The sequence below is a fragment of the Streptomyces sp. NPDC046860 genome (assembly GCF_040645115.1).
Classification (GTDB): domain Bacteria; phylum Actinomycetota; class Actinomycetes; order Streptomycetales; family Streptomycetaceae; genus Streptomyces.
Genome location: NZ_JBEYXQ010000002.1, coordinates 368,522 through 388,928, shown reverse-complemented (window position 1 = coordinate 388,928; position 20,407 = coordinate 368,522). Strand labels below are relative to the sequence as shown.

The 20,407-nt window shown below is 74.1% G+C and carries 19 protein-coding genes; 6 read left to right on the top strand and 13 right to left on the bottom strand.

All coding sequences use genetic code 11. The features are described from left to right. Positions 1-64 precede the first annotated feature (64 nt). The gene (locus ABZ898_RS05305) at positions 65-976 is read left to right on the top strand and encodes an RNA polymerase sigma-70 factor (RefSeq protein WP_361652960.1); all 912 of its coding nucleotides are present in this window, start codon (positions 65-67) and stop codon (positions 974-976) included. Positions 977-1,131: 155 nt separating this feature from the next. Beyond that, complete coding sequence (locus ABZ898_RS05300) at positions 1,132-1,890, top strand: GntR family transcriptional regulator (RefSeq protein ID WP_361652958.1); 759 nt, start codon at positions 1,132-1,134, stop codon at positions 1,888-1,890. Between the two features lie 111 nt (positions 1,891-2,001). On the opposite strand, the gene ABZ898_RS05295 is transcribed toward ABZ898_RS05300, so the two are convergent. From ABZ898_RS05295 to ABZ898_RS05285, 3 genes are all read right to left on the bottom strand, one after another. Then, positions 2,002-3,153, bottom strand: a complete 1,152-nt coding sequence (locus ABZ898_RS05295; RefSeq protein WP_361652956.1) for an ROK family transcriptional regulator — start codon at positions 3,151-3,153, stop codon at positions 2,002-2,004. A 74-nt stretch (positions 3,154-3,227) separates the two neighbouring features. Continuing rightward, positions 3,228-3,881: a response regulator transcription factor gene (locus ABZ898_RS05290; RefSeq protein WP_361652954.1), complete on the bottom strand. Its 654-nt coding sequence runs from the start codon at positions 3,879-3,881 to the stop codon at positions 3,228-3,230. A 14-nt stretch (positions 3,882-3,895) separates the two neighbouring features. Continuing rightward, positions 3,896-5,050, bottom strand: a complete 1,155-nt coding sequence (locus tag ABZ898_RS05285; RefSeq protein ID WP_361653132.1) for a histidine kinase — start codon at positions 5,048-5,050, stop codon at positions 3,896-3,898. A gap of 109 nt (positions 5,051-5,159) precedes the next feature. Between ABZ898_RS05285 and ABZ898_RS05280 the strand changes: the two genes are divergently transcribed. The 3 genes from ABZ898_RS05280 to ABZ898_RS05270 are packed head-to-tail and all read left to right on the top strand — an operon-like array spanning position 5,160 to position 7,226. Continuing rightward, positions 5,160-6,080 carry an ATP-binding cassette domain-containing protein gene (locus tag ABZ898_RS05280; RefSeq protein WP_361652952.1) on the top strand — a complete coding sequence of 307 codons (921 nt, stop codon included), beginning with the start codon at positions 5,160-5,162 and terminating at the stop codon, positions 6,078-6,080. Between the two features lies 1 nt (position 6,081). Continuing rightward, on the top strand, positions 6,082-6,792 hold the full coding sequence (locus ABZ898_RS05275; RefSeq protein ID WP_361652950.1) for an ABC transporter permease: 711 nt from the start codon (positions 6,082-6,084) through the stop codon (positions 6,790-6,792). A 41-nt stretch (positions 6,793-6,833) separates the two neighbouring features. Further along, on the top strand, positions 6,834-7,226 hold the full coding sequence (locus ABZ898_RS05270) for a hypothetical protein (protein WP_361652948.1): 393 nt from the start codon (positions 6,834-6,836) through the stop codon (positions 7,224-7,226). Positions 7,227-7,258: 32 nt separating this feature from the next. On the opposite strand, the gene mug is transcribed toward ABZ898_RS05270, so the two are convergent. Both mug and purB read right to left on the bottom strand, forming a co-directional pair. Beyond that, the gene (gene mug, locus ABZ898_RS05265) at positions 7,259-7,816 is read right to left on the bottom strand and encodes a G/U mismatch-specific DNA glycosylase (RefSeq protein ID WP_361653130.1); all 558 of its coding nucleotides are present in this window, start codon (positions 7,814-7,816) and stop codon (positions 7,259-7,261) included. Beyond that, the gene (gene purB / locus ABZ898_RS05260) at positions 7,813-9,255 is read right to left on the bottom strand and encodes an adenylosuccinate lyase (protein ID WP_361652946.1); all 1,443 of its coding nucleotides are present in this window, start codon (positions 9,253-9,255) and stop codon (positions 7,813-7,815) included. The genes mug and purB overlap by 4 nt, the downstream gene beginning before the upstream one ends. Before the next feature lie 110 nt (positions 9,256-9,365). Here purB and ABZ898_RS05255 point away from each other — a divergent pair, with 110 nt between their 5' ends. Continuing rightward, positions 9,366-10,289 carry an NAD-dependent protein deacetylase gene (locus ABZ898_RS05255; RefSeq protein ID WP_361652944.1) on the top strand — a complete coding sequence of 308 codons (924 nt, stop codon included), beginning with the start codon at positions 9,366-9,368 and terminating at the stop codon, positions 10,287-10,289. A 31-nt stretch (positions 10,290-10,320) separates the two neighbouring features. On the opposite strand, the gene ABZ898_RS05250 is transcribed toward ABZ898_RS05255, so the two are convergent. From ABZ898_RS05250 to bioD, 8 genes are all read right to left on the bottom strand, one after another. Next, a complete protein-coding gene (locus tag ABZ898_RS05250) occupies positions 10,321-11,121 on the bottom strand; it encodes an SGNH/GDSL hydrolase family protein (RefSeq protein WP_361652942.1) in 801 nt (266 codons plus the stop codon). Positions 11,122-11,207: 86 nt separating this feature from the next. After that, the gene (locus ABZ898_RS05245) at positions 11,208-12,221 is read right to left on the bottom strand and encodes a hemolysin family protein (protein ID WP_361652940.1); all 1,014 of its coding nucleotides are present in this window, start codon (positions 12,219-12,221) and stop codon (positions 11,208-11,210) included. Beyond that, on the bottom strand, positions 12,218-13,570 hold the full coding sequence (locus tag ABZ898_RS05240) for a hemolysin family protein (protein ID WP_361652938.1): 1,353 nt from the start codon (positions 13,568-13,570) through the stop codon (positions 12,218-12,220). Before ABZ898_RS05240 ends, ABZ898_RS05245 begins: the two co-directional genes overlap by 4 nt. Before the next feature lie 161 nt (positions 13,571-13,731). Beyond that, positions 13,732-14,157, bottom strand: a complete 426-nt coding sequence (locus tag ABZ898_RS05235; RefSeq protein ID WP_361652936.1) for a GNAT family N-acetyltransferase — start codon at positions 14,155-14,157, stop codon at positions 13,732-13,734. A 112-nt stretch (positions 14,158-14,269) separates the two neighbouring features. Further along, a complete protein-coding gene (locus ABZ898_RS05230) occupies positions 14,270-15,964 on the bottom strand; it encodes a DEAD/DEAH box helicase (RefSeq protein WP_361652934.1) in 1,695 nt (564 codons plus the stop codon). Positions 15,965-16,170: 206 nt separating this feature from the next. Continuing rightward, positions 16,171-18,735, bottom strand: coding sequence for an ABC transporter permease (locus ABZ898_RS05225; RefSeq protein WP_361652932.1), 2,565 nt, complete (start codon positions 18,733-18,735; stop codon positions 16,171-16,173). A 5-nt stretch (positions 18,736-18,740) separates the two neighbouring features. Next, positions 18,741-19,553, bottom strand: a complete 813-nt coding sequence (locus ABZ898_RS05220; protein ID WP_361652930.1) for an ABC transporter ATP-binding protein — start codon at positions 19,551-19,553, stop codon at positions 18,741-18,743. A 133-nt stretch (positions 19,554-19,686) separates the two neighbouring features. Then, positions 19,687-20,406 carry a dethiobiotin synthase gene (bioD, locus tag ABZ898_RS05215; RefSeq protein WP_361652928.1) on the bottom strand — a complete coding sequence of 240 codons (720 nt, stop codon included), beginning with the start codon at positions 20,404-20,406 and terminating at the stop codon, positions 19,687-19,689. Position 20,407 lies beyond the last annotated feature (1 nt).

The following is a 20,407-nucleotide window of genomic DNA, read 5'->3' as shown; positions in this document are numbered from 1 at the left end:
AGCCTGCCAGGACGGACCGAATTCGTCTGGACACCGGCGGGTGCGCCGGGATGGGATGGGCGGTGTGACGACCGAGACCGCGATCGATGTCTTCGAAGAGAACCGGCCGCTCCTGACGGGCGTCGCCTACCGCATGCTCGGCCGCGTCGCGGACGCCGAGGACGTGGTGCAGGACGCCTGGCTGCGCTGGTCCCGCGCCGATCGCGCCGAGGTCCGCGAGCCCCGCGCCTTCCTGGTGCGCGTCACCACCCGGCTCGCCCTGGACCGGCTCCGGCAGGTCAGGACGCGGGGCGAGGCGTACGTCGGGCCCTGGCTGCCCGAGCCGTACACCACCGACTTCGGCGACAGCGTCCCCGACACCGCAGACCGGGCCCTGCTCGCCGACTCCGTTTCCGTGGCCGTCCTCGTCGTACTGGAGTCGCTGTCCCCGCTGGAGCGGGCGGTGTTCGTGCTGCGGGAGGCGTTCGGCTATCCGTACGCCGAGATCGCGGAGCTGCTGGAACGGGGCGAGCCCGCGGTACGGCAGTTGGCCGCGCGGGCCCGCAGACACGTGGAGGAGCGCCGGCCGCGCTACGACGTGGACCCCGCCCAGCGCCGGAAGCTGACCGAGCGGTTCCTCGCGGCGGCCACGGAGGGTGACCTCGACGGGCTGATGTCCCTGCTCGCGCCCGACGCCCGTCTGGTCGGCGACAGCGGCGGCAAGGCGAAGGCGCCGGTGCGGGTGCTGTTCAGCGCCGACAAGGTGGGGCGGTTCCTGGCCGCCGTCGGCACGAAGCCGTTGCCGGACATGACGGTGCGGTTCATCGAGGTCAACGGCGGTGCCGCGGTGCTCGTGCTGTCCGAGGGCAGGCCGGACACCCTGTTCCAGCTCGGCATCACCGACGGCGCGATCAGCGCCGTCTACATCATCCGCAACCCCGACAAGCTGCGCGTACTCGCCGAGGGCGACTCCCCTCGGCGTGCGAACTCCATGTGAACGCTTGGTCACCCGGCCACCGGGCGAGCGGGCAGGGATGGGACAATTGGTCTTGACCAAGCATCAGGGCCGCCCTATGGTCGCAAAGAACTGCAACAACCTTTAATAAACAAGGGCGCCAAAACCGCCGGAGCACGGCACTTGCGGAGGACAGGGTGGGGACCACGCAACTGGAAACGGTGCCGGAACCGAAGTACTTGCATCTCAAGACCGTGCTCAGCGAGGCGCTGGACTCCGAGTTCTCGGTCGGCGAGATCCTGCCGAACGAGCGCGACCTCGCCGCCCGGTTCGGCGTCGCCCGCGCCACGCTCCGGCAGGCGCTGGAACAGCTCGAACTGGAAGGGCGGCTGCAACGCCGCAGGGGCGTCGGTACGACCGTCGCGCCGCCGCGGGTCGGCGTCGCCCTCGGCACCGGGCGGCACACCTGGCCCGGCACCGGCGACGAGCCCTGGCAGCCCGTCGACTGCGAGCGCGCCGTACCGCCCGCGTCCGTCGCGGCGGCACTGGACACCGGCACGGACGAGGTGCACCTCGTGCGCCGGTCCCGGATGTCGCACGGCCGCCGGGTCGCCACCGAGCTGCTGTACGTACCGGCCGCGTCGGTGCCCGACCTCAGCGCGATCGACGCGCCCGCGGGCGCGGCCCGCGCCCGAGCGGTGCTGCGCGAACTCCAGCGGCTCGAACTCGACGGCCAGGACCGCTCGGTGGAACTCGGCTCGGCGGGCGCGGAGGACGCCAGGGACCTCGACCGGCTGCCCGGCTCGCCCGTCCTCGTCGTCACCACCCGGTTCACGGCCGAGGGCCGCACGGCCGCGCTCGGCGTGGCCACCTACCGGGCCGACACCTGCCGCCTGACCTTCGGCGACACCCCGGACGTCGAGATACACCACGACCCGGAGCGCCGCGCCTCCTGACACCGCGCAGCCGCCCGACGCCCGACGCACGACGCCCGACGCCCCGGAACTCCACCGGGGCGTCCGGCGTCCCGCCGGTCCCTCAGCCCGCGCCGGGCTCGTCAGGCCCCGTCACGCGCCGACCGTGCTCTCGACCGCGAACAACTGCCGCTCCACATGGTCCAGCGCCAGCCGGAGCGCGCCCGTGGCCACCACCGCCTCGCCCAGCAGGGACTGCGCCACGGCCGGGGGCCGCAGGCAGTAGCGGGCCAGCTCGCGGCGGAGCGGATCGAGGACCCCGTCCGGACCGGCCGCCCAGCCGCCGACCACCACCAGTTCCGGATCGAGCGCCAGCACCAGCGCCGCCACGTCGTGCACCAGCCGCTGGATGAACCGCTCCACCGCGGCCCGCGCCGAGCCGTCGCCCTCCCGCGCCAGCGCGAACACCTCGGTGACCGCCTGCTCGTCCAGCGGCGGCAGCGGCTCGTCCGTCGTGGACAGCAGCGCCTCCGGGGTGGCCTCCCGGCCCAGCAGATGCAGCGCGCCGATCTCCCCGGCCGCCCCGCCGTACCCCCGGTGCAGCCGGCCGCCGATCAGCGAGCCCGCGCCCGGACTCAGCCCGGCCAGCACGAACACCACGTCGTCGGTGTCCTTGGCCGCGCCCTGCCAGTGCTCGGCCACGGCGGCCACGTTGGCGTCGTTCTCCACCAGCACCGGGCACCGGAACGAACGGCTGAGGCGTTCGCCCAGCCTCAGTCCCGTCCACTGGGGCAGCGCCGTGCCCAGGCGAACCGTTCCGTCAGCCTCCACGATGCCCGGCGTCCCGACCCCGACCGCGCGCAGCGAGCCCCGCGCGACCCCGGTCCGCCGCAGCAGCTCGGCGACCGTGCCGCGCAGCTTCTCCAGCCGCTCGTCGGCCGGCGCCTTCTCGTCGACCTCCCGGGTCTGCGTGCCCAGCGCCCGGCCGTCCAGGTCGGACACGAGCGCGACCACCCGGTGCGCGCCGATCTCCAGCCCCAGCAGATGCCCCGCCTCGGCCCGGAACCTGAACCGGCGCGCGGGCCGTCCCTGGCGGCGCGCGGTGCCCTCCTCGGCCGCCCGCTCCACCACCAGCCCCGCCTCGGCCAGCCCCTCCACGACACCCTCGACGGTCGGCCGGGACAGCCCGGTGGCCCGGGTGATCTCCGTGAGCGTCGCGCAGTCGGTGTCGCGCAGCGCGCGCAGCACCACCGCGGAATTGATCCTCCGCAGCAGTGAGGGATCACCACCGGTCAACTGCCCCACGGTCCGTCCTCCCAGCTCCGGGCGTGTGGGGCGGATCGTACTCGGCCCGGCCCACCCCGGCGAGGGCCGGGCCGTCACCGGGCCGCGACGAAGCCCGACTCGTAGGCCGCGATCACCGCCTGGGTGCGGTCGCGCGCACCCAACTTCGCCAGTACCGCGCTCACATGGGACTTCACCGTCTCCGCCCCGACCACCAGCCGCGCCGCGATCTCCGCGTTGGTCAGCCCGCGCGCCATCAGCCGCAGCACCTCTCCCTCGCGCTCGGTCAGCCGCGCCGCCGCCAGCGGCTCGACGGGCGGGCCGCCGGCCGCGTACCGCGCGGCCAACCGCCGTACGGAGGCCGGGAACAGCAGCGAGTCTCCCGCCGCGACCAGCCGCACGGCGTGCACGATCTCCTCCGGGCGCGAGCGCTTCAGCAGGAACCCGTTCGCGCCCGCGCGCAGCGCCTCGTACACGTACTCGTCGTCCTCGAAGGTGGTGATCACCAGGATCTTGGGCGGATCGGCCACCGTGCGCAGCACCGCGCGGGTGGCCTCGATGCCGTCCAGCAGCGGCATACGGACGTCCATCGCCACCACGTCCGGGCGCAGACCGCGCACCAGCGGGATGACGGCGGCCCCGTCGGCCGCCTCGCCGACCACCTCGATGTCGGACTGCGCCTCCAGCACGGCCCGCAGACCGGCGCGGACCAGGGGTTCGTCGTCGACGAGCAGTACGGTGAACGGCATCCGGCCAGCGTAGATCAGCCGAGCGGGAGTTCGGCCCGCACCAGCCAGTCGCCCTCCCGCGCACCGGTGTCCGCGCGGCCGCCGAGCAGCGCGGCCCGCTCCCGGATGCCGCGCAGCCCGCTGCCGCCCCGGCCGGCCGGAAGGGCCGCCGGGAGCGGATTGCGTATCTCCAGGGCGAGTTCACGTCCGGTGACGGTCATCCGCACCCGCACCGGGACGGCGCCCGCGTGCCGCAGGACGTTCGTCAGCGCCTCCTGGAGTATGCGGTAGCCCTCGCGGGACACCGGGCCCGGCAGGGACTCGACGGCGCCCGTCACCTCCAGGTCCACCTTCGCGCCCGAGGCACGCGCCGACTCCACCAGGCGGTCCGCGTCCACCAGCGTCGGCCGGGCGCTCACCGGCCGCTCCGCCTCACGCAGCACCCCTAGCACCCGCTCCAGATCCTCCAGCGCGGCCCGGCCCGTCTCCTCGATCGCGGTCAGCGCCCGCCCGGTGAACTCCGGATCACCGGCCGCCCGCGCGGCCCCGGCCTGGACCACCGCCACGGTCAGCGCGTGCCCGATCGAGTCGTGCAACTCCCGCGCGATCCGCGTCCGTTCGAGCAACTGCTCGGTGCGCTCCTCCAGCGCCGCCATCCGCTCCGCCGCCGACGGTCCCAACAGCCACCGCGCACACCGGGTGATCAGCGCACCGAGCCCGAGCACGGTGCCGTACAGGGCGAGGAGGGGAAGCGGGGCCAGCAGCGCGAGCGCCCGGTGCGGCGTCAGACCCTCCAGGAAGGGGATGTCGGAAGCCGGCAGCCCCCAGGCGTACTTGGCCAGCTCGAAGGTGAGGATCGGCAGCCACACGCAGGCGAACACGGCGACCGCGCCGAGCAGCATCCGCAGCTCCAGCCAGAGCAGCGTCCGCCCCCGGTCCCGCCAGCAGGAGGCGGGGACCTCGGAGATGCCGGGGTCCGTCTCGCCGGGCGTCAGCAGCAGCCGCGCCTGCACACCCTCGCCCCTGCGCACGGCCGGGATCATGCCGGCCGGGATCAGGAACAGCGCGGGCACCCACGGCGTGCTGGGGTCGATGAACAGCCAGAACGCGATGCTCAGCGTCGGCACCCACAGGTGCAGCAGGCGCGTGTACGTCGTTCCGCGCAGCAGCGGGCGCAGGAAGCGGATCATGTCCGCCATCGTCGCACCCGGCGCCCCGCCGCGGCCTCCCCCGCACGGGGGAGCCGGTCCCCGCCCGCGGGGGAGGTGCCCGGGCCCCCTGACCCGCGAGGCTCGCCCCATGACCAGCATCGAACTGCGGGACCTCACCAAGGAGTACGGCGGCAGACGAGCCGTCGACCGGCTGACCGTCACCGTCCGCCCCGGCCGGGTGACCGGCTTCCTCGGCCCCAACGGCGCCGGCAAGTCCACCACCATGCGCCTCGTCCTGGGCCTGGACCACCCCACCTCCGGCTCCGCCACCCTCGACGGCCGCCCCTACACCGCGCTCCGCGAGCCGCTGCGCCGGGTGGGCGCCCTGCTGGACGCCCGTGCCGCCCACGGCGCCCGCACCGCCCACGACCACCTGCTGGCCCTCGCCGTGAGCAACCGCCTCCCTGCGGCCCGCGTCGGCGAGGTGCTGGAGCGCACCGGCCTCGCCTCCGTGGCCCGGCGCCGGGTCCGCACCTTCTCGCTCGGCATGCGCCAGCGGCTCGGCATCGCCGCGGCCCTGCTCGGCGACCCCGAGGTGATCCTGCTGGACGAGCCCGCCAACGGCCTCGACCCCGAGGGCATCGTCTGGGTCCGCTCGCTGCTGCGCGAACTCGCCGCCGAGGGCCGTACGGTCCTGGTGTCCAGCCACCTCATGGGGGAGACCGCCGCGTTCGCCGACCACCTCGTCGTCCTCGGCCGGGGCCGCCTCCTCGCCGACACTCCGGTACGCGACTTCATCGACGCCCGCGTACGCCCCGGGATCCGCGTCCGCAGCACCGACGCCGACGCGCTCGGCACCCTCCTCGCCCGGCACGGGCACGAGGGCGAGCGGGCGGCGGACGGCACCTGGACCGTGCGGCACGCCCGCGCGGACGAACTCGGCCACCTGCTGGCCGAAGCCGGGCTGCCCGTCCTCGAACTCGCCGCCCGGGAAGCGAGCCTGGAAGAGGCGTACCTCGATCTGACCGCGGTCGAGGCCGAGTTCACCGCACAGCCGCAGGAGGTCTGACATGACGTTCGTCCCCGCACTGCACGCCGAGTGGATCAAGATCCGTACGCTGCGGTCGCTGCTGGGCGGCCTCGCGGCGGTCCTCGTCGTCACCGTGGCCTTCTCGGCGGTCGCCGCCGCCGAGCCGGACCGCTCCGACCCGCTGTTCTCGGTGTTCTTCGGCGTCAGCCTCGGCCAGGTCGCCGCCGTCGCCTTCGGCGCCCTGGCGGTCGCCGGCGAGTACCGGGGCGGTGCGCTGCGGCTGACGCTCGCCGCGGTGCCCGACCGGACCCGGTGGTTCGCGGCCAAGGCCGTCGCCGTCGCGCTGCCGGTGCTCGCCGTGGGCCTGCTGACCGGCCTGACGACGCTCGCGGTGGGCAGGGCGACGGCGGGGGAGTCCGGGCCGGGCTGGGCCGAGGGGCTGCGCGGGGCGGTCGGCTGCGCCCTGTACCTGACGCTGATGGCCCTCTTCGCCGCCGGACTCGCCGCCGTGCTGCGCAGCGGTGTCGCCACCCTCGGGCTGCTGATCCCGTTCCTGCTGATCGTGTCCTTCGTCGTCGGCGACCTCTCCTCGGGCGCCGCGGACTTCCTGCCCGACCGGGCGGGCCAACTCGCCCTGCACAGCGCCCCCGAGGGACCGCTCGGCCCCTGGACCGGGCTCGCGGTGACCGCGCTGTGGGCGGGGGCGGCGCTCGGCGCGGGCGCCTGGTGCGTACGGCGGCGGGACGCCTGACGCATCGCCAGATGTCAGTGGGGGTCGCTTTACTGGACCACATGGACGTCGTCGCACGGCATCTGGCCGCCATCGACCGGCTCCGCGCCCGGGACCTCCCGGCGGGCGGGGCCGGACACCACACCGTGGTGCTGGAGACCGGCCGTGGGCCCAGAGCGGCCGTTGCGGACGACCTCCACGCCCTGCGCGAGGCGATAGCCGGGCGGCTCGGCGCCCGCTGGGGCGAGACACCGCCCTGGGGCCAGCTCACCCTGCGCCTCCGGCTCTCGCGGGGCGAGCGCGTACCCGAGCCCTGGGCCTCGCTCTGCCTGCGCACCGACGAACTCGGCCTGTGGCAGGCGGGGGAGGTGTGGCTGGCGGTGGGTGTGGCCGACCGGGACGAGGCCGACGAGATACGCCTCCTTGCCGCGGTGACCCGTACGGCCCCGCCCTAGACCGGAGGCTTCCCTCAGCCCTGAAGGCCGCCTCAGCCCTGAGGTTCCTCTTCCGCCGCCGCACGCAGCCGCCCGAACTCCTCCGCCATGCCGTCCACCGTCCAGTGGGCGTTGAGGCCGCTCGGGTTGGGCAGCACCCACACGCGGGTGTTCCCGAACGCGCGCTCCTGCGGGCCCACTACCGCCTTGCGGTCGCCGAAGGCGGCCCGGTACGCGGTCACGCCGACCACGGCCAGCCAGCGGGGCGCGTACCGCTCTACCTTGGCCGCCAGCACCCGGCCGCCCTCGACGTACTCCTCGGGGGACAGCTCGTCCGCGCGGGCCGACGCCCGCGCCACCACGTTGGTGATGCCGAGGCCGTGGGAGAGCAGCTCGCGCTCCTCGGCGGGCTTGAGCCGGCGTGGAGTGAAGCCGGAGCGGTGCAGGACCGGCCAGAAGCGGTTGCCCGGGCGGGCGAAGTGGTGGCCGGTGGCCGCCGACATCAGGCCCGGGTTGATGCCGCAGAACAGGACGCGGAGGCCGTCCGCGATCACGTCGGGGACGAGACGGTCGCGGGCGGCCTCCAGCTCCGCCTGGGTGAAGGAGGTCAGAGGATCGCCCCGGGGGTGTAACCGGCCGCCTCCGGGCGCTGCTTGGCGATCTCCTCGATCCTGCCCACGACCACGCCGACCTGGTCGGCGGCGGCGCCGGTGAAGGACAGCTTGTCGGCCATCAGCGCGGCGAGCTGCTCGCGGTCCAGCGGCAGCCGGTCGTCGGCGGCCAGCTTGTCCAGCAGGTCGTTGCGCTCGGCACCCTGTTCCCGCATGGCCAGCGCGGTGGCCACCGCGTTCTCCTTGATCGCCTCGTGTGCGACCTCGCGGCCCACGCCCGAGCGCACCGCGCCCATCAGCACCTTGGTGGTGGCGAGGAACGGCAGGTAGCGGTCCAGCTCACGGGCGACGACGGCCGGGAAGGCGCCGAACTCGTCGAGCACGGTCAGGAACGTCTCCAGCAGGCCGTCCAGCGCGAAGAACGCGTCCGGCAGCGCGACCCGGCGCACCACCGAGCAGGACACGTCGCCCTCGTTCCACTGGTCGCCGGCCAGCTCGCCCGTCATCGAGGCGTAGCCGCGCAGGATCACCATCAGGCCGTTGACGCGCTCGCAGGAGCGGGTGTTCATCTTGTGCGGCATCGCGGACGAGCCGACCTGGCCGGGCTTGAAGCCCTCGGTGACCAGCTCGTGCCCGGCCATCAGCCGGACCGTCTTGGCCAGCGAGGAGGGCGCCGCCGCCAGCTGCACCAGCGCGGTGACGACCTCGTAGTCCAGCGAGCGCGGGTAGACCTGGCCGACCGAGGTGAACGCCTGGCCGAAGCCCAGGTGGTGGGCGATGCGCTCCTCCAGCTCGGCCAGCTTGGCCGCGTCCCCGCCCAGCAGGTCCAGCATGTCCTGCGCGGTGCCGACCGGGCCCTTGATGCCGCGCAGCGGGTAGCGGCCCAGCAGCTCCTCCACGCGGGCGTAGGCCACCAGCAGCTCGTCGGCGGCGGTGGCGAAGCGCTTGCCCAAGGTGGTGGCCTGCGCGGCCACGTTGTGCGAGCGACCGGCCATGACCAGCTCGGCGTACTCGCCGGACAGCCTGCCCAGGCGGGCCAGCACGGCCACCGTACGGTCGCGGACCAGCTCCAGGGAGAGCCGGATCTGGAGCTGCTCGACGTTCTCGGTGAGGTCGCGCGAGGTCATGCCCTTGTGGACGTGCTCGTGCCCGGCGAGGTCGTTGAACTCCTCGATCCGCGCCTTCACGTCGTGCCGGGTGACCTTCTCGCGCTCGGCGATGGAGGCCAGGTCCACGGTGTCCAGGACGCGCTCGTAGTCGGCGATCGCCTCGTCCGGCACCTCGATGCCCAGGTCCTTCTGGGCGCGCAGCACGGCGAGCCAGAGCTGCCGCTCCAGCCTCACCTTCTGCTCGGGCGACCAGAGCGTGGCGAGCTCGGCGGAGGCGTACCGTCCGGCGAGGACGTTGGGGATGCGGGGCTTGGCGGGCGCTGAAGTCACGTAACGGAATTGTACTGGCGATTCGTGCAGGCCAGCGCCGTGGGGTGCTTCGGAGGAAGCTACAAGGAGCGCGGCGCGGGCATCGCGGGCGGGTTCCCTACTCTTGCAGTATGCGCATGCGTCCTACGTTGAGCTGGACCCCGAGCGGGGAACTGCCGCCGGGCATCACCGATCCGGGGCCGGTCGCCGAGGCGCTGGGCGCGGGCGGGGTGCTCGTGCTGAGCGGGGCGGGCATCTCCACGGAGTCGGGCATCCCCGACTACCGCGGCGAGGGTGGCAGCCTGAGCCGGCACACCCCGATGACCTACCAGGACTTCACCGGCGGGGACCGGGCCCGGCGCCGGTACTGGGCCCGCAGCCACCTGGGCTGGCGCACCTTCGGCCGCGCCCGCCCCAACGCCGGGCACCGGGCGGTGGCCGCGTTCGGACGGCACGGCCTGCTGTCCGGCGTGATCACCCAGAACGTCGACGGCCTGCACCAGGCGGCCGGGAGCCAGGACGTCGTGGAACTCCACGGCAGCCTGGACCGCGTCGTCTGCCTCTCCTGCGGCGACCTCAGCCCGCGAAGCGTCCTCGCCGGGCGGCTGGAGGAGGCGAACCCGGGATTCGCCCCGGTGGCCGCCGGTATCAACCCGGACGGTGACGCCGACCTCACCGACGACCAGGTCGGCGACTTCCGCGTGGTGCCCTGCGCGGTCTGCGGGGGCATCCTCAAGCCGGACGTGGTGTTCTTCGGCGAGGCCGTCCCGCCCGCCCGCGTCGAGCACTGCCGCGCCCTGGTCCGCGAGGCGGCCACGCTGCTGGTCCTGGGCTCCTCGCTGACGGTGATGTCCGGGCTCCGCTTCGTCCGCCAGGCGGCCGAGGCCGGGAAGCCGGTGTTCGTCGTCAACCTGGACCCGACCCGCGGCGACGTGCACGCCCGCGCCCGGGTCGCCCTCCCTCTGGGCCCGGCGCTCACCACCGTGGCCGGCCGGCTCGGGATCCCCGTGGACCGGGGCCCGGCCGAGCCCGTCTGTCGCACGGCGAACGGCTGAACCGCGAGAGTCGCCTCCGGCCTGACAGGCCCTACGCCGGGTCCCCGTGCGTCAGCTCGTACGGCAGCAGGTCCGGGCGCTTGGCCGGGAGGCCGTCGCCCGAGGAGCGGCCGGTGAGGCGGCGGGCTATCCACGGCAGGAGGTACTGCCGGGTGAAGCGGACGTCGGCGACCCGGCGCGCTCCCCAGCCGGGCGGCGGGGTGGCGGCCATGGGGGTGCGCCACTCGGCGTCCTCGGCCGCGTGGCCGAGCGACTGCCAGACCGCCTCCGCCACCCGGCGGTGCCCCTCGTGGGTCAGGTGCAGCCGGTCCACGTCCCACAGGCGGGGGTCGCCCAGCGACGGCGCCCCGTAGAGGTCGACCACGACCGCGTCGTGCTTGGCGGCCAGCTCGTCCACGCAGGCGAACAGCTCCTCCATGCGCGGGCGGAACTTGTCCAGCACCGGGCCTTGGCGGCCGGGGCTGCGCATCAGCACCAGCCGCTCGCAGTGCGGCGCCAGCCGTTCCACCGCCTCGGTCAGCAGATCCCGCACCCGGTCCATGTCGCACTTGGGCCGCAGGGTGTCGTTGAGGCCGCCGACCAGGGTGATCACGTCGGGCCGCATCGCGGCCGCGAGGTCCACCTGCTCGTCGACGATCTGCTGGATCAGCTTTCCGCGCACCGCCAGGTTGGCGTACCGGAAGCCGGGGGTGCGGGCGGCCATCCGGGCCGCCAGCAGGTCCGCCCAGCCCCGGTAGGAGCCGTCGGGCAGCTGGTCCGACATGCCCTCGGTGAAGGAGTCGCCCAGAGCGACGAGGCTGGTGTACGCGGGAGGTGTGGAATTCGTCTGCATGGCGACAGAGATGGTATCCCGCCGCCATACCCACCGGTCGGTGCCCCCGTACCCGGCCCCCGTACCCCGCCTCCGGCCCCTGCCTGTCAGGCGGTCTGCCCGAACAGCTCCCGCAGCACGTCCTCCATGGTCACCAGGCCGGCCAGCTTCCCGTCCGCCCCGATCACCGCCGCCACGTGCGTGCGGCTGCCGCGCATCGCGGTGAGCACGTCGTCCAGCGGGGAGGTCTCCCGCACCCGCGCGATCGGCCGCATGTCGCGCAGCCGGAACGGCACGTCGCGCGGCGAGGCGTCCAGCGCGTCCTTCACATGCAGGTAGCCCACGATCCGGCGCCCCGCGTCGACCACCGGGAACCGGGAGAAGCCCGACTCGGCCGACAGCCGCTCCAGCTGCTCCGGGGTGACGCCGACGCTCGTGTAGACCACCCGCTCCAGCGGCACCACCACGTCCCGGACCGGGCGGCTGCCCAGCTCCAGCGCGTCGCGCAGGCGCTCCTGCGCCCGGCCGTCGATCAGGCCCGCCTCGGTGGCGTCCTTGACGATCTCGGCCAGCTCGGTGTCGGTGAACGTCGCGGAGACCTCGTCCTTCGCCTCCACCCGCAGCAGCTTCAGCAGGCCGTTGGCGAAGGCGTTGACGGAGAAGATCACCGGGCGCAGCGCGCGGGCCAGCGCCACCAGCGGCGGGCCGAGCAGCAGCGCGGTCCGCACCGGCTCGGCGAGCGCGATGTTCTTCGGCACCATCTCGCCCAGCAGCATGTGCAGATAGGTGGCCAGGGTCAGCGCGATCACGAAGGACACCGCGTGCCCGGCGCCCGAGGGCACGCCCATCGCGTGGAACACCGGCTCCAGCAGGTGCGCGATGGCCGGCTCCGCGACCACACCGAGGACCAGCGTGCACAGCGTGATGCCGAGCTGGGCGGCGGCCAGCAGCGCCGACACGTGCTCCAGCCCCCACAGCACCCGCCGGGCCCGCTTGTCGCCCTCCTGGGCCAGCGGCTCGACCTGCGAGCGCCGCACCGAGATCAGCGCGAACTCGGCGCCCACGAAGAACGCGTTGACGATCAGGGTCGCCAGACCGATCAGTATCTGTACGGCGGTCATCGCGCCCTCCCCGTCCGCTCGTCGCTCTGCCTGCCGTGCGGCGCGGCGGCCGGGGCGTGCAGGAGCAGCCGCGCGGCCCGGTGCCCGGAGGCGTCCACCACGTCCATCCGCCAGCCCTCGGCCGTCACGCTGTCACCGATCTCCGGGATGCGGCCCAGCTCGGTGGCGACCAGCCCGGCCAGCGTCTCGTACGGGCCCTCGGGCACGCGCAGGCCCACCCGCGCGAGCTGGTCGGTGCGGGCCGCGCCGTCCGCCGAGTACAGGGTGCGGCCCTGTTCGTCGGTGCCGGCCGGGGCCAGGTCGGGGGTCTCGTGCGGGTCGTGCTCGTCGCGTACCTCGCCGACGACCTCCTCGACGATGTCCTCCAGCGTGGCCACGCCCGCGGTGCCGCCGTACTCGTCTATGACGACGGCCATGGTGCGCTTGCCCGACAGCCGGTCCAGCAGCCGGTTCACGGTGAGGGACTCGGGCACCAGGAGGGGTTCGCGCATGATCTGGGTCACCGAGCGGACGGGCCGGTCCTCGGCGGGCAGCGCCAGTACGTCCTTGATGTGGGCGACACCGACCACCGAGTCCAGGTTTCCCCGGTAGACCGGGAACCGGGACAGGCCGGTGGCACGCGTCGCGTTCGCCACGTCCTCGCAGGTGGCCAGGGTGTCGAGGGCGACGACCTGGACGCGCGGGGTCATCACGTTCTCCGCGGTCAGGTCGGCGAGATTCAGCGTGCGCACGAACAGCTCCGCGGTGTCCGGCTCCAGCGAGCCGGCCTTCGCGGAGTGCCGGGCGAGCGCCACCAGCTCCTGCGGCCCGCGCGCGGACGCCAGCTCCTCGGCGGGCTCCAGGCCGAAGCGGCGCACGATGCGGTTCGCGGTGTTGTTGAGGTGGGTGATGAAGGGGCGGAAGGCCAGGCTGAACCAGCGCTGGGGGGTGCCCACCCGCTTGGCCACGGCCAGCGGCGAGGAGATCGCCCAGTTCTTCGGCACCAGTTCGCCGACCACCATCAGGAACACCGTCGACAGCGCGGTCCCCAGGACCAGCGCGGCCGAGCTGGCCGTGGCGGGGGAGAGCCCCATGGCGCGGAACGGTCCCGACAGCAGTGCCGCGATGGACGGCTCGGCCAGCATGCCGACGATCAGGTTGGTGACGGTGATGCCGAGCTGGGCGCCGGAGAGCTGGAAGGTGAGCTGGCGTACGGCCTTCAGCGCGCCGGAAGCGCCACGCTCGCCCGCCGCCGCGGCCCGCTCCAGCTCGCCGCGCTGGACCGTGGTCAGCGAGAACTCGGCCGCCACGAAGGCCCCGCAGGCGAGCGAGAGCAGGATCGCCACCAGCAGGAGCAGCACTTCGGTCATCGGGTCACCTCCGTCCCAGGATCGGTCAGGACGGGGTGGACCGCGCGATGTCGGTGGCGCGGACTGGGAGGCTCGCCCATGGGAGGACGCTCACGACCTTTCATCGAGTGCCGAGATGCTGCTCCAATGGTAAAGGATCGGCAAAGCGGCCTCCGTCGGGTTCAGCCGCTCAGCGGCTTGACCCAGCGACGCCACTTCTCCTGTGGCCCGTACCCCGCCGCGCGCCAGGCATGGTGGGCGTTCTCGTTGCGGACCAGCACCATCGCGTCCACGCGCCGCCCGCCCAGTGCGGCGAACCGGTTCTCCGCCGCCGCGAGCAGCGCCCGGGAGATGCCCCGGCGCCGGTGGCCGGGGTGCACCGCGAGCCGGTACGCGGAGCACCGCCAGCCGTCGAAACCGGCGATGACCGAGCCCACCAGGACCCCGTCCAGCTCGGCCAGGAGCAGGGCCTCGGGGTCCCGTTCGAGGAGCCGGGCCACCCCGGCGCGGTCGTCGCTGATGCTCGTGCCCTCGGCGGCCTCGCGCCAGAACTCCAGCACGGCGTCGATGTCACCGGGACCGGCCCGGCGGATGTACGGATCACTCATGAGCCCGAGCCAAGCAGAGCGGGCGGCCGCCGGACCAGAGGGTTTCCGGCATGCGGGACCGATTGCGCCCAGGGGAACCGGGCGCCCCGCCGGGCGCCCGGTCCGCGTCCGGTCAGCGGGCGTGGTCGCGCTCGCGGCGGACCTGGGCACGGCGGCCCTTGACGTTGGCGCCGCGCATCGCCCGTACCACGTCGTCCGCCGCCTCCTCGGGCACCTCCACCAGGGAGAAGCGGTCGGCGATCTCGATCGCCCCGATGTCCCGCCCGCTCAGCCGCGTCTCCCCGGCGATGGCACCCACCAGGTCCTGCGGCCGCACCCCCGCACTGCGCCCGGCCCCGACGAACAGCCGGGTCATCCCCGGCGAGGTCCGCTGCGGCCGCCGCCCGCGCGGACCCCGGTCCCGGTCGCGGTCCCGGCCCCCGCGGTCGCCGCGGTCCCGGTCCCGCGGCGCCAGCTCGGGGATCTCCTCCTCGTCGAACGCGGCCCCGCCGGACTCGTGGGCCAGCTTCACCGCCGCCAGCGCCACGTCCATCACGTCGAACTCGTCCCCGAGGGTCTCCACCACCACCCGGAACCGCTCCAGGTCCTCGTCCTGAAGCAGGCTCTCGTGCAGCGCGGCCCGCGTCAGCTCCAGCCGCCTGGCCCGCAGGTCCGCGACCGAGGGCACCTTCTCCAGCGGGACCTTCCGGCCCGTCGCCCGCTCGATCGCCTTGAGCATCCGGGACTCCCGGGGCTCCGCGAGCGTGATCGCCACGCCCTCGCGCCCCGCCCGCCCGACGCGCCCGATCCGGTGCACGTACGACTCCGGCGCCGACGGGACGTCGTAGTTGATCACGTGCGTGAGGTGCTCCACGTCGATACCGCGGGCCGCGACATCGGTCGCCACCAGCAGATCCGCCGTACCGCCGCGCAGCCTGCCCATCACCCGGTCCCGCTGCTCCTGGCTCAGCCCGCCGTGCAGCGCCTCGGCGCGGTAGCCGCGGCCGTTCAGGGTCTCGGAGAGCTGGTCGACCTGGTCACGGGTGCGGCAGAACACGATCGCCGCCTCCGGGGACTCCACGTCCAGCAGCCGGCCCAGCGCGGCCGCCTTCTGCGCCCGCCCCACGATGTACGCCGACTCCCGGATGCGTGGCGCCTCACCGGGCGCCGGGGCCTCCCGCTCGATCCGCACCCGCACCGGGTCCCGCAGGTGCTTGCGCGCCATGGAGTCGATCCGCGAGGGCATCGTCGCCGAGAACAGCACCGTCTGCCGTTCCTCGGGCACGTTCTCCAGGATCGAGTCGATGTCCTCCGCGAACCCCATGTCCAGCATCTCGTCGGCCTCGTCCAGCACGACCGTGCGCAGGCCGCCGAGGGGCAGCGTGCCGCGCGCGATGTGGTCCAGGGCCCGGCCCGGCGTCGCCACCACCACGTCCACCCCGCGCTGCAGTTCGCGGAGCTGGCGGCCGATGGGCTGCCCGCCGTAGACCGGCAGGACGCGGACGCCGAGATCGGTGCCGTAGCGGTGCACGGCCTCCGAGACCTGGATGGCCAGCTCGCGGGTCGGCACCAGCACCAGGGCGGAAGGGCCCTTGCCCTTGCCCTCGCGGGCGATGCGCTGGATCACCGGCAGGGCGAAGGCCGCCGTCTTGCCCGTGCCCGTCGCCGCCTGCCCGAGCAGGTCGTTGCCCTCCAGCAGGGGCGGGATGGCCTCCTGCTGGATCGGGGTGGGCTCCTCGTAGCCGAGCGCGGTCAGCGCCCGCTGGATCTCGGGGGCCAGGTCGAGATCGGCGAAGCCGACCTGCCCGTCGCTGGAGTTGGTCGTCATGGCGCATCCCTCTTCCGGCTGGGGACGCGGTGCCCCGGACACCAGGTCCGGAGAACGGTGGCCGAACGGGCCCGGCCGGGAGGAGACGCGGGCTCGCGGACGAGCCCGAAGTCCGCGCCGGGACGCGCCCCCTTGCAGATCACGCGGTACGGACCATCTATACCGTGCCGCGCCCGGGGGAAACCCGCCACCGGACCGGGCCCGGATCACTCGTGCGCGATCGCGGCCAGTACGTTCATCCGCGAGGCCCGCAGCGCCGGGAGCAGCGCCGCCACCACACCCACCACCGCCGAGCCGATCACCACGGCGACGATCGTGCCCCAGGGCACCTGGAGCTCCTTCAGCCCGCGCAGCGCCAGCACCTGCTGACCGCACACCCCCCACACCAGGCCCAGGGCCAGCCCGAGCACCGCGCCGAACACGGCGATCACCACCGACTCCAGCCGGATCATCCGGCGCAGCTGCCGCCTGCTCAGCCCGATCGCCCGCAGCAGCCCGATCTCGCGGGTGCGTTCCACCACCGACAGCGCCAGGGTGTTGACCACCCCGAGCACCGCGATGACGATCGCCAGCCCCAGCAGCGCGTACACCAGGAACAGCAGCACCGAGATCTGGTCGTGCACCAGCTTCTTGTAGTCGGCCTGGTCGCGGACCTGGAGCTGCGGGTACGGCTTCAGCGCCGACTCCAGCGAGGAGCGCAGCGCGTCCCGGTCGGTGCCGGGCGCGGCGTTGACGTACAGCACCGAGTCCTGGGCGCCGGGCACATAGGTGTCCACCGTGCCGAGGCCCAGGAAGATGCCGCCCTGCGTGCCGAAGCCCTCCGGCGAGTCCAGGTTGGTGAGCGCGCCGACCGTCAGCCGCGCCACGCGCCCGCCGGGGAACTCGACCGGCAGCACGCTCCCGATCCGCGCGCCGTGGTCCCGCGCGAACCCGGAGTCCATCGCCAGCCGCCCGTCCGCCAGCGCGGACGCGGTACCGCCGCGGGTGTACGTGAGGTGCACGACCTCGTCCAGCCCGCGCCCGTAGGCCGCGGCGGCCGTCTGCACCCGCCGGCCGTCCGGCATCCGCACCGCGAGCGGCGTGATCCGCTGCGGTACCACCAGCCCGGCGCCGTCGGTGGCCAGCACGGTGCGCCGCACGTCGTCGCTGAACGGCGTGAAGTTGGTGCTCTGCACGATGTAGTCCGCCCCGAGGGTGCGGTCGATCTGCCGGTCGAACGAGGCCGACATCGAGGCGCTGGCCACCGACATCCCGCCGACCAGCGCCAGCCCCACCATCAGCGCCGCCGCCGTGGCACCCGTACGGCGCGGATCGCGCAGCGCGTTGCGCTGGCTCATGCGGCCCACCGAACCGAACAGCGCCGGGAACGCGGCGCCCAGCACCCGGATCACCGGCCGCACCAGCAGCGGCCCGGCGATCACCACGGCGATCAGCGTCAGCACCACGCCCAGCCCCAGCAGCGAGGCCGCCGGTGCGGCCTTCGTCGCCGTCACGCAGCCGGCCAGCGCGGCGGCCCCGGCCAGCCCCGTGACCCCGCCCGCGACCGCCCGGCCCGTCAGCGGCTTGTCCACCCCGGCGACCTCGGCGTCCGACAGCGCGGACATCGGCGACACCGTCGCCGCCCGCCGGGCGGGCAGATACGCGGCGACGAAGGTGACGCCCACCCCGACCACGTACGCCGCGACCGGCGTGCCCCAGCCGATCACCATCTCCGTGGCCTTCAGGTTCATCCCGAACAGGCTCATCAGCCGGATCAGCCCGTACGCCATCCCGATGCCGGCCGCGAGCCCCAGCGTGGAGCCCACCACCCCGAGCAGCAGCGCCTCCAGCAGCACCGAGCGCCGCACCTGCCGCCGGTCCGCGCCCAGCGCCCGCAGCAGGCCCAGCTCGCGGGTGCGCTGGGCGATCAGCATGGAGAAGGTGTTGACGATCAGGAAGATCCCGACGAGCACCGCGATGCCGGCGAAGCCCAGCATCACGTACTTGATCACGTCGAGGAAGCCGCCGAGGTTCGCCGCCGCCGACTTGGCCTGCTCGGCGGCCGTCCTCAGCTCGTAGCCGCCGCCGACCGCGGCACCGACCCGGCGCTTCAGCTCGGGGTCGGTCACCCCCGGCGCCGCGTCCACCGAGACGGCGGTCGCCCGGTCCGCCGAGCCCAGCAACTGCTTCCCGGCCGTGGCCCCGTCCAGGAAGACCAGCGCCGCGCCGGGGTTGGTGGTCCGGAACGTGGCGATGCCGACGACCCGGACCCGGAACGTCCCCGGCTGCGCCTGCACGGTCAGCCGGTCGCCGACGCGTACGTGCTTCTTGTCCGCGGTGTCCGCGTCGAGCAGCGCCTCTCCCGCACCGCGCGGCGCGTGACCGGAGGTCAGCTCCACCGGGCTGCGGTCCGTCATGTACCAGGAGGTGGCGATGGTCGGAGCCCCGGTGGTCGGGCCGACCGACCTGTTCCGGCTGTCGATCACCGTGATGTTCTGCACCGACACGTCCGCGTGCGCCGACGCGACACCGCCGACCTTCGCCACCCGGGCCGCGAGGTCCGCGGGCACCGTCTGCACCGCGCCGCCGGGCACGGGGGAACGCAGGTCCTGCTTCGGGCCGACCGTCACGTCCGCCGCGGTGGAGGCGAACAGCCGGTCGAAGGTACGGGTCACCGTGTCGGAGAAGATCAGGCTGCCGGAGACGAACGCCACGGACAGCACGACGGCCAGCGCGGAGAGCGCCAGCCGCCCCTTGTGCGCGAGGAAACTGCGCAGAGTCGCCCGGAGCACGGTGGTCAGTCCTCCCGCGCCACGGCGTCGTCGCCCAGGCGGCCCCGGACCACGTCGAACGCCTTCATCCGCTCCAGCACGGCGTCCGCCGTGGGCCGCTCCATCCGGTCCACGATCCTGCCGTCACCGAGGAAGAGCACCAGATCGGAGTGGGCGGCGGCACCGGGGTCGTGCGTCACCATGACCACGCTCTGCCCGAGGTCGTCCACCGCGCTGCGCAGGAAGCCCAGCACCTCCAGGCCCGACCGGGAGTCCAGGTTGCCGGTGGGCTCGTCCGCGAAGATCAGCTCCGGCCGCGAGGCCAGCGCCCGCGCGCAGGCCACGCGCTGCTGCTGGCCGCCGGACAACTGCGCCGGGCGATGGCCGAGCCGGTCGCGCAGACCCAGCCGGTCGATCACCTGGTCCACCCAGCCCGGCTCGGGCCTGCGGCCCGCGATGTCCATGGGCAGGGTGATGTTCTCCGCCGCCGTGAGCGTGGGGATCAGGTTGAACGACTGGAAGACGAACCCGATCCGGTCCCGGCGCAGCCTGGTCAGCTCGCCGTCCTTGAGCCCCGTGATCTCGGTGTCCCCGAGCCACACCTGACCGGCCGAGACCGTGTCCAGCCCCGCCAGGCAGTGCATCAGCGTGGACTTGCCGGACCCGGAGGGACCCATCACGGCGGTGAACCGGCCCCGCGCGATGTCCACGTCCACCGAGTCCAGTGCGATCACGGCCGTTTCCCCGGTGCCGTACGCCTTGGTCAGTCCACGGGCCCGGGCCACCGTCCCGTCCCCCGGCACCGCGCCCGGCGCGTCCTGAGCAGCAGATGTGAACAAGATGGTCTCCCCGTCGCCTCGACGTTCCGACTCCTTGGCCATGGCCGAGCCTAGTGTGACCCGGACCACACCTGAAACACTGTTCGGCCATCGGCGCAGCGGCGGATGCGAGCGGGGAGGAATCCGTACGCCCCTACCAGGCCCCCTCCCGCTCCCGGAACCCGTCCGCGTCCCACGTCCCCCACAGGCGGGGGGAGAGCCAGGACGGGGCGTGGGTGCGGAAGTCCGGCGGGGGCAGGGTGCCCGTGCCCCTGGGGAGCGCGCCGAGGAGGGGGGCGCCCGCGACCTCCGGGAGGTCGGTGACGTTGCAGCGGGTGGCGAGGTCCGGGCGGGTGGGCCAGGAGCCGATCACCACCCCGGTCAACTCCAGGTGGCGGGAGCGCAGTTCGCGTGCCGTGAGTTCCGTGGAGTTCAGGGTGCCCAGGCTCGCGGGGGCGACCAGCAGGACCGGGGCGTCGAGCAGGGACGCCGCGTCGGCCAGGGTGCCGCCCGCGGGGTCGAAGCGGACCAGGAGGCCGCCCGCGCCCTCCACCAGGACCAGGTCGTGCTCGGTGGCGAGCTTGGCGGCGGCCTCGGCCACGTCGCGGGGGCGGACCGGGGGCAGGCCGGACCGGCGGGCCGCCGTGGCCGGCGCCAACGGGTCCGGGTAGCGGGCCAGTTCGCGGGCCGTGACCGGGCCCGCCAGGCGGGCCACCTCGTCGGCGTCGCCGCGCTCGTCCGGGCGTACTCCCGTCTGGGCGGGCTTCAGCACCGCCACCGAGCGGCCGGCCGCGAGGGCGGAGGCCGCCACGGCGGCCGTCACCATCGTCTTGCCGATCTCCGTGCCCGTGCCCGTGATCACCAGTACCGGCATG

Coding starts and splice junctions, on each gene's coding strand:
- ABZ898_RS05285 (WP_361653132.1), bottom strand. CDS start 5,050: ATGATCCGCTTCCTGCGCCCGCTGCTGCGCGGAACGACGTACACGCGC.
- ABZ898_RS05250 (WP_361652942.1), bottom strand. CDS start 11,121: ATGCAGACGAATTCCACACCTCCCGCGTACACCAGCCTCGTCGCTCTG.
- ABZ898_RS05245 (WP_361652940.1), bottom strand. CDS start 12,221: ATGACCGCCGTACAGATACTGATCGGTCTGGCGACCCTGATCGTCAAC.
- ABZ898_RS05240 (WP_361652938.1), bottom strand. CDS start 13,570: ATGACCGAAGTGCTGCTCCTGCTGGTGGCGATCCTGCTCTCGCTCGCC.
- ABZ898_RS05290 (WP_361652954.1), bottom strand. CDS start 3,881: ATGCCGTTCACCGTACTGCTCGTCGACGACGAACCCCTGGTCCGCGCC.
- bioD (WP_361652928.1), bottom strand. CDS start 20,406: ATGCCGGTACTGGTGATCACGGGCACGGGCACGGAGATCGGCAAGACG.
- ABZ898_RS05275 (WP_361652950.1), top strand. CDS start 6,082: ATGACGTTCGTCCCCGCACTGCACGCCGAGTGGATCAAGATCCGTACG.
- ABZ898_RS05235 (WP_361652936.1), bottom strand. CDS start 14,157: ATGAGTGATCCGTACATCCGCCGGGCCGGTCCCGGTGACATCGACGCC.
- ABZ898_RS05280 (WP_361652952.1), top strand. CDS start 5,160: ATGACCAGCATCGAACTGCGGGACCTCACCAAGGAGTACGGCGGCAGA.
- ABZ898_RS05270 (WP_361652948.1), top strand. CDS start 6,834: ATGGACGTCGTCGCACGGCATCTGGCCGCCATCGACCGGCTCCGCGCC.
- ABZ898_RS05230 (WP_361652934.1), bottom strand. CDS start 15,964: ATGACGACCAACTCCAGCGACGGGCAGGTCGGCTTCGCCGATCTCGAC.
- ABZ898_RS05255 (WP_361652944.1), top strand. CDS start 9,366: ATGCGCATGCGTCCTACGTTGAGCTGGACCCCGAGCGGGGAACTGCCG.